The sequence below is a fragment of the Sulfitobacter sp. F26204 genome, from assembly GCF_026410305.1.
Lineage (GTDB): Bacteria > Pseudomonadota > Alphaproteobacteria > Rhodobacterales > Rhodobacteraceae > Sulfitobacter.
This window is the reverse complement of the sequence record NZ_JAPMLQ010000009.1, coordinates 1-16,973: the sequence shown is the minus strand read 5'-3', so window position 1 is coordinate 16,973 and position 16,973 is coordinate 1. Positions and strand designations below refer to the sequence as shown.

Sequence of the window (16,973 nt, the reverse complement as noted above, 5' to 3'; positions counted from 1 at the left end):
CTCGAACTCAGGGAGAGAAAGAATGAATTTGAAAGCAAAATTTCTGATGGGTGCTGCAACTGTATGCACCATGGCGTTGGGGAGCGCCGCAACAGCCGGAACACTGGAGGACGTCAAAGAACGCGGCCACCTGTTGTGCGGCACAAGCGAAGGCGTTGCAGGTTTCTCTGCACCAAATGACGAAGGCGTTTGGGTGGGGTTCGACGTTGATGCTTGTCGCGCGGTTGCGGCCGCCATCTTTGGCGATCCAAATAAGATCGAATTCATTTCGTTGAACAGCAAGGACCGTTTTACGGCGCTCCAGTCTGGTGAAGTTGACCTGCTTCCACGCTCTACGACCTTTACATTGACCCGCGACGCGAGCCTTGGTCTGGATTTCGCGGCAATCAACTATTACGATGGTCAGGGTATCATGGTTCGGGCCGACTTGGGGCTGACCAAAGCGTCGGAACTTGATGGTGTGACTGTTTGCTTGCGGACGGGTTCCACAACCGAGTTGAACCTTGCAGATTACTTTTCCGCAAACAACATGTCGTTCCAGTCTGTTGTTTTCGACAAAAGCGACGAGATCCGCAAAGCCTATGAGGCGGGCCGTTGTGACGTGATGTCGGGCGACCGTTCACAGCTTGCTGTGCGCCGCAGTCAATTGCCTGATCCGAGTGCGCACATTGTGCTCGATGAGGTCATCTCGAAAGAGCCGCTCGCGGTTGCTGTTCGTCAAGGTGACGACGCATGGGGTGATGTGGTTCGTTGGTCGTTCAACGTGATGGTTCTTGCAGAAGAAAGCGGTATCACACAGGCAAACGTTGACGAAGTACTTGCCACAACCAACACCCCAGCGGTCAAGCGTTTGCTTGGTTCCGAGGGCGAGTTTGGGGCCTACCTTGGACTGCCGGCTGACTGGGGTTACCAGGTCGTCAAGCACGTTGGTAACTACGGCGAATCTTTTGAGCGCAATTTGGGCAAAGAAACAGCCATCGGGCTTGATCGTGGCCTTAACGCGCTGTGGTCAGATGGTGGTGTGATGTACGTTCCTCCCGCGAACTGAACCCCACTAGAATGGTGTGATGCGCGGGCGGCTAAGGTTGCCCGCGCATTGCAACGTCGTTTTGGCGCGTAACGCCATTGATGAGGATAAATCATGAATACCGAACGGATACGGTCCCTATCTATTCAGGGAGCGGCGCTGCTGGCACTTTCGGCTTGTGTGGCGTTTTTTTCGCTGAACGCGATCGAAAATATGCAAGCGCTTGGCCTGACCACAGGTCTCGGCTTTATGGGACAGACGGCCGGATTTGATATCTCATTCAGCGTCATATCCTACGACCGAACCTCTTCAACTTTTGGTCGGGTTTTGTTGGTTGGTATTGCCAACACACTCGCAGTCTCATCACTTGCGATTATTATTGCGACAATCATCGGCATGATTGTCGGTATCTTCCAGCTTTTGGAAAACTGGCCATTGGCCAAGCTGTGCCGCACTTATATCGAGCTGGCCCGCAACGTGCCGCTGCTTTTGCAACTGGTGTTTTGGTACACTTGTGTGTTGTCCGCTCTGCCCCATCAAAAATCGAGCCTGTCGTTTATGGACAGCGTCTTCCTGAATGTGCGCGGCGTATTCATGCCTTGGCCCGAGTATTCGGACGGGACAAGGGCCTTTTATGTGGCCTGTGCACTTTCAATTACGGCGCTCGTCTATCTTGTGCGTCGCTCCCGCCGTGTCCAAGAGGAAAGCGGCGAGGGCAAAGCCGTGTTCATCCCTTTCCTTCTGACAACCGTGGGCTTGATCGGCGGCGCTTGGATGATCTTTGGCCAGCCCGCAAATTGGACCTACCCTGTCTTGAAAGGCTTCAACTTTAAAGGTGGGACATGGCTTCCGCCGGAGTTCATGGCGCTGTTGATCGGCCTGTCGCTTTATACCGCTGCGTTCATTGCAGAACTGGTGCGTGGCGGTATTCTAGCGGTGTCTCAAGGACAGCGAGAAGCCGCCTTGGCGATTGGTCTGACCAATTGGCAGACCATGAAGCTTGTGATGATCCCGCAAGCGATGCGCATCATCGTGCCACCGTTGACCAGCCAGTATTTGAACATCGTCAAAAACTCGTCGCTTGCGGTTGCGATTGCCTATCCCGACATCGTTTCGGTGTTTACCGGAACCACCCTCAACCAGACCGGCCGCGCGATCGAAATCGTGGCGATCACGATGGGTTTCTACCTGTGTGTCAGCCTGATCATCTCGGCCTTTATGAACTGGTATAACCGCCGCGTCGCGCTAGTGGAGAGAACATAATGACTACGCCCGATCACATCATGGAGCGCGCCGCGCCGGCCAATGCCACCGCTGCCGTTTGGGTCCATCAGAACCTGTTAAAATCGCCGCTACACATCTTCCTAAGTGCGATGTCCATCTCGCTTGGTCTGTTTGTTGCTTATCACGTCTTGAACTGGGCAGTGTTTTCGGCGACGTGGTCGGGGGATAGCCAAGATGGCTGTAATCCTGACGGCGCTTGCTGGCCGTTTGTCATCGTCCGTTTCAATCAGTTCATGTACGGTTTCTATCCCACGGATCAGCAATGGCGGGTGAATATCATTGCTGTCATCTTGCTGGCTGGGCTGGCATGGCTTTCGATCCGGGCCACGCCGTGGAAGGCCTATGTACTGGGCTTTCTCGTGCTTGGGTTTCCGATCTTGACGTTCATCTTGCTAAGTGGTGGTTTGGGATTGGAAAAGGTGTCGACCTCAAAGTGGGGCGGGCTGACGTTAACCCTGACGATTGCGGTTACGGCGATTTCTGTCTCCTTGCCAATTGGCACATTGCTTGCCTTGGCGCGTCGGTCAAAAATGCCGGTTGTGTCGGTGTTTGCAGTGACATTTATCGAAGTGATCCGCGCGGTGCCGTTGATTTCGGTACTCTTTATGGCCTCCGTTCTACTGCCAATCTTTTTGCCAGCAGAGGTAACCGTCGATAAATTGCTGCGGGCGCTGATTGGCGTGGCTTTGTTTGCTTCTGCTTACATGGCGGAGGTGGTCCGTGGCGGGTTGCAAGCGGTCCCTATTGGGCAGAGCGAGGCGGCCAAGTCGCTTGGGCTGTCGCATTGGAAAACCGTTGCGTTCATCGTGCTTCCGCAGGCGCTTCGGCTTGCGATCCCAGGGATTGCGAATACATTTATTGCGATCTTTAAGGACACTTCTTTGGTGATCATCATCGGATTGTTTGATCTGCTGGGCATGATCAATGCGGGTGTGAATGACTCGCGTTGGATCGGGATGGAGCTAGAAGGATATGCTTTCGCCGCCGCGATCTATTGGGTCTTCTGCCGCTCGATCTCTCGTTACAGCCAGCGGGTCGAGAAAGAATCCAACTTCGGCCACAGTTGATTATAACGACAAATCGTATGATCCAAAGGACGCCGTGCATCTGCATGGCGTCCTTTTTCTGTTGGAATCACCATTAGCTTTCGGACAAAGAAAAACGCCGCACCCTGTAAGGTATGGCGTTATGTCTTTTAGTCATCAATCGGATGTCCTAGCCAAGTTCAGTGAGGGCCTCGTCACTTGCCTGATGAAACAGCGCAGCAGCCCCATTGGGCAGGGGTATCTTATGGGCGTTGAGCGTCATGGCGACCATGGAATAGTAACCGATGACGGCCGTAAGCTCCATGACGCCGACGTCTGTCCAGCGGAGGCGAACGCTTTCGTAGACCGCATCGTCTACCTTGCCGGTTTGTAGCAATTGGCGGGTAAACAGATAAACGTTCTCTTCATCTGGATCGGAAAATTCGGGACGCACCGCTTGCTTGATGGCTTCGGTCATATCGGGAGAGAGCCCAGCGTCGAGCGCTGCTGCTTGATGGATGATCCACTCCAGATCGCTCGCCCAACGGCGGGCGGTTGTGATGATTGCAAGCTCGCTGATGTTTTTGGGCAAGCTGGTCTTGAAGCGCAAAGTCTCGCCCAGCTTTTGCCAGCGATCGGCAAGTGTGGGATTGAGCAGGGCGGCCCGTAGGGGGCCAATGATAGTGCCGCGCGGGCCACTGACAACCGCATCGAATACGGCCTGTTGGTCTGGCGTCATCTCGCCAAGGTCAGGAAGGGCAATGCGTGCCATTTGTACGGTCTTGTTGTCCATGGTCACGCCTCCAGCTTGTTTGAAGCTGCCGCGCCAAGACCAAATTCTTTCAGAACTTCTTCGGTGTGTTGCCCCAAGAGCGGCGGCGGAGTGTCAAAGGAAAGTATCGCGTCTTCGAACCTCATTGGGCTTGTGACCTGAGGCACGGTTCCCGACAGCGGGTGGGGGATGTTGCGCAAGAGACCACGATGTATGACCTGAGGATCCTCAAAGACCATCGGGATGGTATTAATCGGGCCACATGGCACCCCTTGCGCGCTGAGCGCCGCGATCCAATGGGAGAGATCATTGGTGCCCAGCCGTTTGGTGATTTCGGCGTGCAGTACAGGTAGGTTTAACACGCGGGCGGGGTTGGTTGCAAAGTCAGAGCTCTCGGCCCAACCTTCCATGCCCAACACTGCGCAGAATTTCTCGAACTGCGCATCGTTGCCAACCGCGATAACGATGTGGCCATCGCGGCATTTGAACACATCTTGTGGCTGGATGTTCGGGTGCTTGTTGCCGTTGCGCACGGGTGTTTTGCCTGACACGAGATAATTCATCGCCTGATTTGCCAAAAACGCGGTTTGCACGTCGAGCATCGCGATATCGATCGTGTCGCCTTTGCCTGTTTCATTGCGCCGCGCGAGGGCAGCCAGGATGGCGACGCTGGCATACATGCCGGTCATAATGTCGACGATCGGAACACCGATCTTTTGGGGGCCGGCACCTGCTTCGCCATCACGCTCGCCTGTGACGCTCATCAAGCCACCCATTGCTTGGACCATGAAGTCGTAGGCGGCTTGCGTCCGCCGCGGACCCGTGCTGCCAAACCCTGTGATCGAGCAATAGATCAGACGCGGGTTGATCGTGCGCAGCGATGCCGCATCTAACCCGTAGCGGGCAAGTGTATCGACCTTAAAGTTCTCAACGACAATGTCTGACGTCTTGGCCAGGGCGCGAACGGCATCTTGGCCCTCAGTGGTGGTTAGGTCCAGTTCGACCGAGCGTTTCCCGCGATTGACCGACAAATAGTAACCGGATTCTTGAGTAGGGTTGCCGTCCGTGTCGTTGAGATAGGGAGGCCCCCATTTACGGGTGTCGTCACCAAGACCTTTTCGCTCAATCTTAATTACGTCGGCGCCTAAATCGGCGAGAATTTGCGTAGACCATGGCCCTGCCATGATGCGGCTTAGGTCTAGAACAGTCACATGAGAAAGCGGGCCAGTTCTGGGTGCGGTCACGTTGAAAACTCCAGTTTTTCCAAATCTGATGGGCCAGACGCTACAGGCGCAGTCCCATCGTCGACCACTTTGGTCGTTGCAATTGAGGGCCGCGTTTCAAGTTCGTCAAACCAAGCTGCGAGGCCAGTATGTGCCGCGCGCCAGTTGCTATCACGAAAGCGGAATTCTAATTGACCCAAGGCACAGGCAATTGCGATATGACCAATGCCAAATTCGCTAGCCTTTAGTTGAGTCGAGTCGCCGGTTAAGGCTGCGATTGAGGCGCGCGCCTTGGTTTCAAGTGCAGCCCGCATCACGTGTGAGCCCCCGCCCTCGCGCAGGCGTTCGTTGCGCAATGTGATCAGAATAGTTGCCAAGCCGTCGCCAAGCGCCTGCCAGTGCAGGTGCCAAAATCTATCGTCGGCATTCGTCGGGAACAGATTGGTCTTTTCAGACAGGCCATCAATGTATTCGCAAATGACCCGCGAGTCATAGAGCGGCGGTCCGGTCTGCGGTACAAGTGTTGGGATTTGCCCCAGCGGATTATCAACCAACACGTCTGGGTTGGGGGCGGCAATCAGTGCAACGACAGATCGTACACGGGTGACTTTATCAACAAGATCGGCCTCATGAAGGGCGATTTCCACCTTCCGAACGAAGGGCGAGCGGGGGGACCAATGTAGTTTCATGGCGGCTTGGCCATCCTTTAGTTTACACCTCACGGCAGCATGTTCATTCGACATAACCTTATTATGCTGCCCCCTATAAGTCAATCATATGTACTAATGTTCTTTTGGGCGTCTGGCGTTGATTAATGAATATTCCGAAGTGATACTAAGTTGTTTTACTGAGGAAATCTCCAAGTGCCTTATTAAAGGCCGCGGCCTGCTCAACATTGGGGATGTGGCCAGCACCTGCAATCTCTGTCAGTTTTGCGGCTGGGATGTTTTCGCACATCTGTTGCATGACTATCGGTAGCCCACCGTCATTTGCGCCCACAAGTATCTGGGTCGGAACCGTGATGCTTGGCAACAAGTCGGCGTAGTCAAAGTTCTGCAGGGCCCGCACGCAGTTTTCAAAACCGGCAAAGCGGGTCCGCATCATCATGGACAAAATCACCTGCGCTTGCTCTGGCTGCTTTTCCAAAAACTGAGACCCGAACCAACGACCTAAAGTAGCGCGACAATAGGCGTCCAGGCCAATCGTGCGGGCCTCTTGGACCCGCTCGCTCCATAGACCAATCCCCTGTTGCGTCGGGCGGCTCTGCCCGTCGCACAACACCAATCGACTGATCAGATCGGGCCGCTTACCCCAGATATCAAGTGCTGTTGGCGTGCCCATGGATAACCCAATAAAGGTAGCGGTGGGAATGTCGCATGCCTCCATGGTTGCAATGGCGTCCGATCCAAGAACATCAAAGGACATTGGTCCGTCGGGGTCACTACTTCTTCCGTGCCCGCGCTGATCGTACCGCAGAATATTGTACCGATCCTTGAACGCGGCGACTTGCCCATCCCATACTGTGTGATCGGTCAATAGCGAGTTACAAAATACCAGCCAAGGGGCCCCCGAGTGAGCGCTTTCGACCTCAAAATACAGCGATGCGCCGTCCACTTGTACGTGCTCAGAGCCAGACATCAGAGTGCATCCGATTTCAGACAAAGTTGCAGAAAGTTTCGGCGATGGTTGGTATCCATATTGATTTTACCCCTACCGTGATTGACATCAAAACCAATAGGTCATACTTATGCCCTAAGCAAGCCTGGATAAGACAAATAGTAGGCTATTCGTATCTAAAATATGTAGCAATGCTCGCGGACATGCTCTCAAATCGAACGGCAGGACCTTTATGACAATATCAGACAGCGCCATTAGTCAGCTGACACAAGACCTATATTCTTGGGCCTTGCGTAAGGTGCCAGATGATACCAAGGCGGCGCTTGAGGCCGCCCGTGAAAATGAAGACAGCGTCACAGCCAAGAACACGCTGACGATGATGCTGCACAGTGCAAAAGCGGCTGAGGACAATGATCGTTATGTATGTTCCGATTCCGGTGTCCCGGTCTATTTCGTGCGCATCGGAACCAAAGCTGTTTGGAATGCGGACATCAAAAACGCCATTCGTGAGGGGTTTGATAACCTCGTCAAAACGATTGATCCGCCGATCCTAAAGCATGTCACCAATCCGCTAACTGGTGAACGGGGGTATCACGGCAAAGACATGCCGATTGTGACCTTCGATTTGATCAGTGACGCGGACTACATCGACATAACTTGCTCGCCTAAGGCGCTTGGTTCGGGTCGATGGGCTGCGATGGAATTGTTCACATTCCCCACGTTGGAAACGATCGAAACCTTCGTGCTGGACACCGCGATCAAGGCGGGGTCACAGCATTGCCCACCCGTTATCATGGGAGTGGGAATTGGCGGCACGTTTGACTACTGCGCCAAAATGTCCAAAGAGGCGACGCTTCGCCCATTGGGGTCGATCAATGAAGAGCCTATTCTGGCGGCGATGGAGAAGCGCCTGACCGAGGCGGTGAATGACCTGGGCTTTGGCCCGATGGGAACGGGCGGTAAGACAACTACGCTGGGCGTACATGTTAACTATGCCTCAGGCCACGGATTTACGCCTGTCGCGGTCAGCTTCAACTGCTGGATCAACCGCCGCACCCGCGCCCGTATCTATAGCGATGGCCGCGTCGAGCGGGTGGAGTAAAAATGGACGATATCCGCACGATTACCCTTCCTATGACGCCCGAAGTTGCCCGCAGCCTCAAGCTGGGCGAAATGATATACTTGGACGGTCAGATCAACGCCACCGCAGGTATTCCGACCCACGCACGTATTCTGGACTATCTGGATCGGGGTGAGCCCCTTCCGGTGGATTTGAACCGCGCGGCGTTTTTCCACCTTGGGAGCTATAGCGAGGAAAAGGACGGTGAATTTGACGTCCTTTATATGAACCCGACCACAAGTACGAGGTTCAATTCTGTGATGCCGCGCATCATCCGTGAATTGGATTTGGCGTGCGTTGGTGGCAAAGGTGGCTTGGATGCCGAATGTGCCCGTGCGCTTAAAGATGTCGGTGGCGTCTATCTTTCGTTCTTGGGAGGCGGGTGCCCCTTGTTATCCGCATCAATCCGCCATGTGGTCAAAGTTGCATGGCAGGACATGATTTCGCATTACCGTTTGGTCGTGCTTGAAGTCGAACGCCTTGGTCCCCTGACCGTTGCCATCGATGCAGACGGGAACAGTCTGTATGACAATCTGGCCGACGACGCGCAGGCGCGCCGCGCGGATGTTTTGGCCAAACTGGCCGCGGCCCGTGGCTAGTCTCCAAAAAAAATGCCCCTCACTATGCTCTTAAAGAAAGTCTATATTGCATGACCTTGCACATCGTAAAAGCCGACAAAATTGCACGTATCACTTTGGATCGCCCGCCAGTCAACGCTTTGACAATCGGGCTGTACGAGGAGTTAGCGGAACTTTTTGAAAGCACAAAGGACTGGGATGACATCAACTGCGTTATCCTGACGGCTCAGGGCAATAGGGCGTTTTGTGCTGGCTTGGACCTGAACGAATTCCTTGCGGCCTCGGTCGAGGATGACCCCGCGCGGGCCGCAATTGTGCGGCGCATGTTCAGTGCGGTTCGTCACGCAGCAATGCCGGTCATCGCAGCGGTGAACGGCCCCGCGCTTGGTGCAGGTGCGGTGCTGGCATCCGTTTGTGACATCCGGCTTGCATCGCGAAACGCCACGTTTGGTCTGCCTGAAATTAATGTTGGTCGGTGCGGTGGCGGTGCCCATATTGGGCGGCTTGTCCCGCAAAGCGTGCTGCGCATGATGGCCTTTACCGGCCAACCGATTGGTGCGGACGAAGCCTTGCGCGTTGGCATGGTGAACGAAGTGTTGGAGGGCGATCAGCTGATGGCTCGCGCGCAAGAGATCGCCGAAGTTATTGCTGCCAAGGCACCACTTGGCCTGCGGTTGGGCAAGGCCTCCTTGAATGAGATCGAGTTCATGCCAGTCGAGGACGGTTATGCAAAAGAGCAGGGTTACAGCACGAAACTGATGGCCACCGAAGACGCACGCGAGGCCACACGCGCTGTTGTAGAAAAGCGCCGCCCGGTGTTCGTGGGGCGCTAAGTTATGACCACAAAAACTGATGTCGTTCGGATCGAGCGCGATGGTGATATTGCGATTGTCTTGCTGGACAACCCACCGGTCAACGCCTCTACCCAAGCTTTGCGGCAAGGGCTATTGGCCGCCATTAGAACGCTTTCCGCCGATCAAGACATCGCTGGCGTAGTATTAATGGGGGTGGGACGGAATTTCATCTCGGGGTCAGATCTAAAAGAGTTTTCCGGCCCGCTCGCAGAACCGCAATTACCTGTTGTTATCTCTGCGATTGAGGACGCTCCATTTCCTGTCGTGGCTGCAATCAACGGCGCAGCTCTTGGGGGTGGATACGAACTGGCACTTGGGTGCGATGCTCGGATCGGGGCCGCAGATGCACTTGTTGGCTTACCCGAAGTGAAACTGGGCATCATCCCAGGAGCGGGTGGCACGCAGCGTTTACCTCGCTTGGTTGGGGTTGCGAAGTCGATTCAGCTCATTTGCAAGGGCGCGCGTGTTAAGGCCGTCGAAGCACACAAACTTGGCATGTTGGATGCGATATCTAGGGATGATCTACGCGCCGACGCGATCACGTTCCTGCGCTCTTTGAATGGGAAAAAGCGCCTTTTGAGTGCTGCCCCTGTACCTGACATCTATACCGATCAAATCGTCGTAGAAATTACCAAAGCACTGCGCGGGAACAAAAGTGTGCCCGCAGCGCAAGCGGCAATCACTTCCATCCAACGCGCTGCTACAGAGCCGTTCGACACCGCCTTGGCCAAAGAGCGCACGGTGTTCCAAGACTTACGTTTGTCACCCGAGGCCTACGCCTTGCGGCACCAATTTTTCGCGCAACGTGATGCAAAACGCATTCCCAGCCTTACAGAAGTTTCGGCGCGCGACGTGCGGACAGTTGGCGTAATTGGGGTTGGAACCATGGGCGCGGGAATAGCGATCTGTTTTCTAAACGCGGGTTTCCACGTGACCATCATCGAACTTGCTGCCCAAGCCTTGGATGCGGGTGTGCAGAGGATCAGTGACGGATATGTTGGTCAAGTTAAGGCAGGTCGTCTAACCCAATCTCAGGCGGATGATTGCATGTCGCGATTAACACCTACTACGGATCGTAGCGAGCTGGTGACAGCCGACCTTGTGATCGAGGCAATAGTCGAAAACCTGAGCGCCAAGCAATCTCTGTTTGCAGATCTCGAAACTATCGTGCCGTCCCACGCCGTGCTTGCGACAAACACATCTTATTTGGATATCGACGGTATTGCCGATGCAATGGCAGACCCCAGCCGATTGATCGGGATGCATTTCTTTAGTCCGGCTGACAGGATGCGGCTGCTAGAGGTGGTGAGCGGACCACGCAGCAGCGCCACCAATCTTGCTACGGCGTTTGCAGTCGGACGTAAGCTTGGAAAAGCTACGGTTTTGGCGAAATCTGCGGAAGGGTTCATCGGTAACCGCATTTACGCGGCCTACCGTGGGCAATGTGAGTTCATGGTAGAAGAGGGGGCAGATCCACAACAGGTGGATGCTGCATTGGTCGATTTTGGTTTCGCGCTCGGCCCGTTTTCGGTCAGTGACCTGTCTGGACTGGACATTGCAAAAGCACGCCGCGACCGGCTGGCCGCGACACGCGATCCAATGGCACGTTATGTCGATATTCCTGATCGCTTGTGTGATGCAGGGCGGCTTGGTCGCAAGACAGGTGCGGGGTGGTACGACTATTCACAAAACCCACGAGTTGGCGTACCCGATCCGATAACCGCGAAAATTGTCAAACAAAGCCGTGCGGACAAAGGTATTGTTGCCAGACCCTTCACACAGAAGGAAATTGTGGATCGCGTTATGGCGGCCATCGTCAACGAGGCCAAGCTGGTGCTGCAAGACGGTATTGCTGACAAGGCGTCCGATATCGATGTGGTTATGGTCACCGGATACGGGTTCCCGTCGTACCGGGGCGGGCCGATGTATTGGGCGCAGCAATTGCCCTGTGATGAGCTGACCGGTCTGATGGATCAATTACAGACAGCTACGGGGCACGGGTTTTTTCGTGCTGACGCATGACCTTATGATAAATTGGCGGCCGAAAGCCCCATATTGAGCGAAAGGGATCGTGACCTCTGCGGGTCATTGCGCAGCCCCGACTAAACGATTAGCGTCGCGCGATAGATTGACGAAGGAATGCGGTAAAAACATGAGCGGAGCATCTGGCCCACCCCTTGATTTCGGCCGAAGTGCGATTGCACGTTACATCCAATTGGCGACCTTGTTTCGAAGCAGGATCGTTTCGGGGCAGTGGCCGCTTGGTAGTCAAATTCCAACTGTGGATGAGCTAGCAGAAGATTGCGGCGTGGCGCGTGCGACGATCCGGCAGGCGCTGGACCAGCTTGAAAAAGAACAGTTGATCGAACGGTATCGGGCAAAAGGCACGTTTGTGCGTCGGCGTCCGCAAGAAGAATTATGGTGCTCGGTTGCAACTGATTTGGGTGGGTTACTGCGCCCTGCAGGCGATTCAGAAATCGAGATTCTGTCAGACGAACCCAACGTGATCCTAAAACAGGTGGCCTATCCGATCGGAACTCTCGCCCCGATGTACCGACACCTGCGTCGTCGCCACTTTCGCAACAAAGAAGCGTTCTTGATTACGGATATTCATATAGATGAACGGCTGAATGACAGTATTTCGGACAAAGATTTGACCACAAAAACCGCACTACGATTGATCAGCGATATCCCAGGGCTCAAGATCGTCGAAGCGCAGCAGACGCTGACGATTGGCAGCGCTGATATGGACGTTGCCGATGCATTGAATATGCCGCTGAATGCGCCCGTCGCTTTTGTGCATCGGCGCGCTGTTGACCAAAACGGTGTGGCGGTCTTGGTTGCCGAAGGAATTTACCGCGGCGATGTGGTGCGATTGGATATCAAGCTGACTTAACGATCTACTTTAGGTAATAGCCTCGATTGCGAGGGCAACACCTTGACCAACGCCCACGCACATCGTGGCCAAACCATACCGCGCACCGCGCTGGTTTAGTTCTCGGGTTAGGGTTGTGACCATGCGTGCGCCTGACATGCCCAGTGGATGACCCAAGGCAATGGCTCCGCCGTTTGGATTGACGTGACTTGCGTTATCGGCGATTCCAAATTCACGTAGACAAGCGAGGGCTTGGCTGGCGAAGGCCTCGTTCAGCTCAATCACGTCATAATCACTCATCGACAGGCCAAGTCGGGCATTCAATCGAGCCACAGCTACAACCGGTCCCATGCCCATCGTCCGCGGTGCAACGCCGCCGGACGCCAAGCCTAATACACGGGCGCGTGGTGTCAGGTTGTGCTCCTCGACTGCTTTCGTAGATGCCAAAATCATCGCACAGGCTCCATCGTTTACACCAGAGGCATTGCCGGCCGTTACGGTTCCGTCGGGCCGCACAATCGGGCGAAGCAATGCAAGTTGATCCAAACTGGACAGCCGGGGGTGTTCGTCGAACGACACCTCAATAACGGTCTTTTTGGGAGCTGGGACCGAAACTGGAATAATCTCTGTGTTAAACACGCCTGACTTCAACGCAGCGCTTGCCCGTTCTTGACTGCGTATGGCAAAGGCGTCTTGATCTTCGCGACTGACGCCATGGTCATCAGCCACGTTTTCGGCGGTCGACGGCATGGAATCCACGCCATGCTGCACCTCCATCGTTGGATTGACGAAGCGCCAACCAATAGTTGTGTCTTCAATGCTGGCCTGACGGGAAAACGCCGCGTTGGCTTTGGCCATGACGAATGGCGCGCGTGACATGCTCTCGACGCCACCGGCGATCGCAAGATCCAATTCTCCAGCTTTGATAGAGCGTGCGGCAAGGCCAATAGCGTCCAGACCAGAGGCGCACAGCCGATTGATCGTGACGCCGGGAACGGTCACGGGCAAGCCGGCCAGTAGGGCGGACATACGGGCAATATTGCGGTTGTCTTCACCCGCTTGGTTGGCACAGCCAATGACGACCTCTTCGATCAGATCTGTCGGGATTCCGCTGCGTTCGACAAGCGTTCGGAGCACATTCGCCAATAAATCATCTGGCCGCACGGAGGACAGCGCACCGCCGTACTTCCCAACCGGAGTGCGTAGCGCATCACAGATAAAGACTTCGTTTTCGACCGATTGAGTTACGTTGCACATCCGTTAAGTCCTTACATTAGTGATAGGTTTTCTGGGCCAAAAGTAGTGTGAGAATTTATGTTGTGACGTGAATTAATCTATAGTATAGGTTTATCACCTTTACAAGATTTACCGACACCTGATCAGACTGAAATCAGAGCCGATTAACGATGAAATGCCTCTAATCTGAACCAACAGGAAATATCACATGTCAACTGCCGCGCTCAATCATCACGTTCCCAACCCTAAAGACGAAGTCGCGATTGAAATTAGGAATATGAACAAATGGTACGGTACATTTCATGTTTTGCGCGACATTGATCTGACCGTTCACACTGGCGAACGGATTGTCATTTGTGGGCCGTCGGGGTCCGGAAAGTCGACATTGATCCGCTGCATCAACCGACTGGAGGAACACCAACAAGGCGATATTATCGTTGATGGGATCGAGTTGTCGTCAGATCTCAAGAATATTGACAAGGTCCGGTCGGAAGTTGGCATGTGTTTCCAACACTTCAACTTGTTTCCACACTTGACGATTCTGGAGAACTGTACACTCGCGCCGATTTGGGTTCGCAAGATGGCAAAAAAAGAAGCGGAAGAGATTGCGATGTATTTTCTTGAAAAGGTCAAGATTCCCGATCAAGCAAACAAATACCCCGGTCAACTGTCGGGGGGGCAACAACAGCGTGTCGCGATTGCGCGCAGTCTATGCATGAACCCGCGGATAATGTTGTTTGACGAGCCGACATCGGCACTAGATCCCGAAATGATCAAGGAGGTTCTCGACACCATGATCAGCCTCGCAGAGGAGGGGATGACAATGATTTGCGTAACTCATGAAATGGGCTTTGCCAAACAAGTGGCCGATCGCGTCATCTTTATGGATCAAGGGCAAATCGTAGAACAGAACAAGCCACATGATTTCTTTGACAATCCCAAGAACGAGCGGACCAAAAACTTCCTGAGTCAAATTCTATAACTCACGCCTTCCGAGTTTTCCACATGGTCGTTATTGAAAGAGGCCGCGATGACCGAAGTTTTTATCAACGACATGCAGGTCACAGCCTGTAATCTGACCCAAGAAGACAAGGACTGGCGGTATGCCGGCGGACCTATCCCCATTGTCACAGGGTGGATGGTTACGCTGACGACAAACACGGGTATCGTCGCCAATGGGTATTCTCAGGCAGTCGGCATATCTTCTGATACGCCTGACGGCGCCAAGGCTGTATTGGATGCGCTGGTCCCCATTGTTGTGGGGCAAAATCCGCATAATATCGAACGGATTTGGCAATTGATGAACAGCAATGTTTATGGCCATCTGCATGCAAAGTCGGGCGTAGACTTCGCGCTGCATGAATTGTGCGCCAGGCTCTTGGACGTGCCACTGTCGGTACTTTTCGGCGGCGCATTGACCGACCGGATTGTGAACACGCGCATCGTTCCGATTTGTGACCCCAAGGACGCCGCAGAAAAAGCGGCTGTGCTTTGTGAAGAAGGGTATAAAAACCTTAAAATCAAGATGGACGGGAACGCCACCAAGGACATAGCCCGCATCCGTGAGGTTCGTGCGCGGGTCGGCGACAATGTTCGGCTGTGTGTCGATCCAAACCAGTCCTACTCGACCAAAGGGGCGTTGATGACACTGCGGCAGGTAGCTGGCTTTGGTGTTGATCTAGCGGAGCAGCCTGTGCCTGCACGAAATCTGTCAGGCCTCAAGTTGTTGCGCGAAAATCTGGACATGCACATCGAAGCAGATGAATGTATTCAATGCCTTGAGGACGTGATGACTATAATCCGGTCGGAAGCTGCCGATTGTGTGAATTTCAAAGTCTCGCGCATGGGAGGGCTGCGAAATACTTTAATCGCGGCACGCATGTGCCATTCGGCCGGCCTAGGATATCGTATTGGCGCTGCTTTTGGGCCAAAGTTCTACACGGCGCAAATCGCCCACATGACGGCGACTTTTGGCACACATTTCTATCCACACGAATTGGCAGAATTTGAGCACCTCGGCGATGATCCAAGCACTGGCTTGAGCGTGCAAAACGGTGAACTGCGTTTACCGACAGGGGTAGGATGCGGCCTAGCGGTGGTTTAATCGACTGTATCTTCGCCTCCAGCGGCGCGAAAAGTGCACCCATTATCGGTTACTAATTAGCTTGTTCGGCAATTCGAGCCATAAGGTGCAGATAACAGTACTGGGATATTTCACCTCAGCGCAGGTTATTACGAATTTCTGAAACCTTATAAGCTGGTATGATTTTGGATGCTGGTTAGCCATCTTACTGCGAGATTAAACAACAGCGTTAGCAGAGGGGGTTGTTAGTACCAATGCGGTACAAATATGTACTCTTCGTTCTCTGCAAGCGTCCCCTGTGGTTTGCGAGTTTTAGGGGTGCTAATAATTATTAGCAGAATGAGGAAGTTAATAACTATCAGAAAAATGGAACAAAGTATAACCCCAATGAGATCTGATGGAGGCAGAAGTGCAGAACCGTATGCAATTATGTCGTTTGCTGAGTTAAAATTCCCATTTACCATATTCGTCTTCTCTCATAACAATGCACGACATTTATAGCCTTGATGCACGGAGCACGACTCGGGTGATATCAGTCACGGCTTATTCTATTCAGCTTGCTATAAATACCGCACAAGTTCAACGCTGATCGCCGTGACAAAATTCCGAAGCAAAAGCAGCGGGTGGGGTAATCCCCCATCTTTAATGGGGCTTAGCCGTAGAATTCACGCGGCTGCTTTTAGTTTCATGGCGGGTGTCACTCCGCCGATGCCCATGTTGGGTCGCTCGTTGTTGTAAGTCCAGAGGGGACTGTGGCTGAAGTGGTCCCAGAAAACTGGACAGTCAGCTAAGGTGTATCCCAAACCTCTGAAGGGAAACGAGAATGGCGAAGCGCCGGAACTTTACAGACCAGTTTAAAGCCAAGGTGGCGTTGGAAGCGCTGCGTGGCGACAAGACCGTGCAGGAGATTGCGGCAAAGCATCAATTGCATCCAAATCAGGTGAGCACATGGAAGCGTCAAGCCATCGAAGGGATGGCCGATGTGTTCTCTGGCGGCAAGCAGAGCGGCCCGACAGAAGCGGAGATCAAGGATTTGCACGCAAAGATTGGGAGGCTGGCGGTCGAGAACGATTTATATGAGGAGAAGTTTGTCAACAGGCGCGCAGATGCCCGTCGCTGCGCGCCTGCGCTGCGTCTCCATTGAGCTACCCCCCGAAATTCGGACACTGACGTAAGCTGCAATTTGTTGTCTGTTGATCTTCAACACGAAGGAGATTGACGATGTCGAAACGGAAGCAACATCACCCAGAGTTTAAGGCCAAGGTGGCGTTGGAAGCGC

Annotated in this window: 16 protein-coding genes; 11 read left to right on the top strand and 5 right to left on the bottom strand. The window is 53.8% G+C overall.

The features are described 5' to 3' along the window. The first annotated feature begins 28 nt into the window (after positions 1-28). From OS190_RS17445 to OS190_RS17435, 3 genes are all read left to right on the top strand, one after another. Positions 29-1,048, top strand: a complete 1,020-nt coding sequence (locus OS190_RS17445; RefSeq protein WP_267160097.1) for an amino acid ABC transporter substrate-binding protein — start codon at positions 29-31, stop codon at positions 1,046-1,048. Between the two features lie 93 nt (positions 1,049-1,141). After that, complete coding sequence (locus OS190_RS17440; protein ID WP_267160010.1) at positions 1,142-2,290, top strand: amino acid ABC transporter permease; 1,149 nt, start codon at positions 1,142-1,144, stop codon at positions 2,288-2,290. After that, positions 2,290-3,378, top strand: coding sequence for an amino acid ABC transporter permease (locus OS190_RS17435; RefSeq protein ID WP_267160009.1), 1,089 nt, complete (start codon positions 2,290-2,292; stop codon positions 3,376-3,378). The genes OS190_RS17440 and OS190_RS17435 overlap by 1 nt, the downstream gene beginning before the upstream one ends. A gap of 148 nt (positions 3,379-3,526) precedes the next feature. Here OS190_RS17435 and OS190_RS17430 read toward each other — a convergent pair whose 3' ends face one another. From OS190_RS17430 to OS190_RS17415, 4 genes are all read right to left on the bottom strand, one after another. Continuing rightward, positions 3,527-4,129: a carboxymuconolactone decarboxylase family protein gene (locus OS190_RS17430; protein ID WP_267160008.1), complete on the bottom strand. Its 603-nt coding sequence runs from the start codon at positions 4,127-4,129 to the stop codon at positions 3,527-3,529. A gap of 2 nt (positions 4,130-4,131) precedes the next feature. Further along, positions 4,132-5,352, bottom strand: a complete 1,221-nt coding sequence (locus tag OS190_RS17425) for a CaiB/BaiF CoA transferase family protein (RefSeq protein WP_267160007.1) — start codon at positions 5,350-5,352, stop codon at positions 4,132-4,134. Next, on the bottom strand, positions 5,349-6,020 hold the full coding sequence (locus tag OS190_RS17420; RefSeq protein WP_267160006.1) for a glutathione S-transferase family protein: 672 nt from the start codon (positions 6,018-6,020) through the stop codon (positions 5,349-5,351). Before OS190_RS17420 ends, OS190_RS17425 begins: the two co-directional genes overlap by 4 nt. Positions 6,021-6,165: 145 nt before the next feature. Then, positions 6,166-6,969, bottom strand: coding sequence for an alpha/beta fold hydrolase (locus OS190_RS17415; RefSeq protein WP_267160005.1), 804 nt, complete (start codon positions 6,967-6,969; stop codon positions 6,166-6,168). A gap of 211 nt (positions 6,970-7,180) precedes the next feature. Between OS190_RS17415 and OS190_RS17410 the strand changes: the two genes are divergently transcribed. From OS190_RS17410 to OS190_RS17390, 5 genes are all read left to right on the top strand, one after another. Beyond that, the gene (locus tag OS190_RS17410; protein ID WP_267160004.1) at positions 7,181-8,050 is read left to right on the top strand and encodes a fumarate hydratase; all 870 of its coding nucleotides are present in this window, start codon (positions 7,181-7,183) and stop codon (positions 8,048-8,050) included. A 2-nt stretch (positions 8,051-8,052) separates the two neighbouring features. Continuing rightward, the gene (locus OS190_RS17405) at positions 8,053-8,667 is read left to right on the top strand and encodes a fumarate hydratase C-terminal domain-containing protein (RefSeq protein WP_267160003.1); all 615 of its coding nucleotides are present in this window, start codon (positions 8,053-8,055) and stop codon (positions 8,665-8,667) included. A 50-nt stretch (positions 8,668-8,717) separates the two neighbouring features. Beyond that, entirely contained in the window at positions 8,718-9,479 is a 762-nt protein-coding gene (locus tag OS190_RS17400; protein ID WP_267160002.1) for an enoyl-CoA hydratase-related protein, read from the top strand. 3 nt (positions 9,480-9,482) lie between these two features. Further along, on the top strand, positions 9,483-11,522 hold the full coding sequence (locus OS190_RS17395) for a 3-hydroxyacyl-CoA dehydrogenase NAD-binding domain-containing protein (protein WP_267160001.1): 2,040 nt from the start codon (positions 9,483-9,485) through the stop codon (positions 11,520-11,522). A gap of 130 nt (positions 11,523-11,652) precedes the next feature. Next, the gene (locus OS190_RS17390) at positions 11,653-12,396 is read left to right on the top strand and encodes a GntR family transcriptional regulator (RefSeq protein WP_267160000.1); all 744 of its coding nucleotides are present in this window, start codon (positions 11,653-11,655) and stop codon (positions 12,394-12,396) included. Between the two features lie 9 nt (positions 12,397-12,405). Here OS190_RS17390 and pcaF read toward each other — a convergent pair whose 3' ends face one another. Continuing rightward, entirely contained in the window at positions 12,406-13,632 is a 1,227-nt protein-coding gene (gene pcaF / locus OS190_RS17385; RefSeq protein ID WP_267159999.1) for a 3-oxoadipyl-CoA thiolase, read from the bottom strand. 187 nt (positions 13,633-13,819) lie between these two features. Here pcaF and OS190_RS17380 point away from each other — a divergent pair, with 187 nt between their 5' ends. From OS190_RS17380 to OS190_RS17370, 3 genes are all read left to right on the top strand, one after another. After that, positions 13,820-14,593 (top strand): amino acid ABC transporter ATP-binding protein, encoded by a 774-nt coding sequence (locus OS190_RS17380; RefSeq protein ID WP_267159998.1) that lies wholly within the window; start codon positions 13,820-13,822, stop codon positions 14,591-14,593. 48 nt (positions 14,594-14,641) lie between these two features. Then, entirely contained in the window at positions 14,642-15,715 is a 1,074-nt protein-coding gene (locus OS190_RS17375) for a mandelate racemase/muconate lactonizing enzyme family protein (RefSeq protein ID WP_267159997.1), read from the top strand. Positions 15,716-16,517: 802 nt separating this feature from the next. After that, the gene (locus OS190_RS17370; RefSeq protein ID WP_267159996.1) at positions 16,518-16,838 is read left to right on the top strand and encodes a transposase; all 321 of its coding nucleotides are present in this window, start codon (positions 16,518-16,520) and stop codon (positions 16,836-16,838) included. The last annotated feature ends 135 nt before the right edge of the window (positions 16,839-16,973 follow it).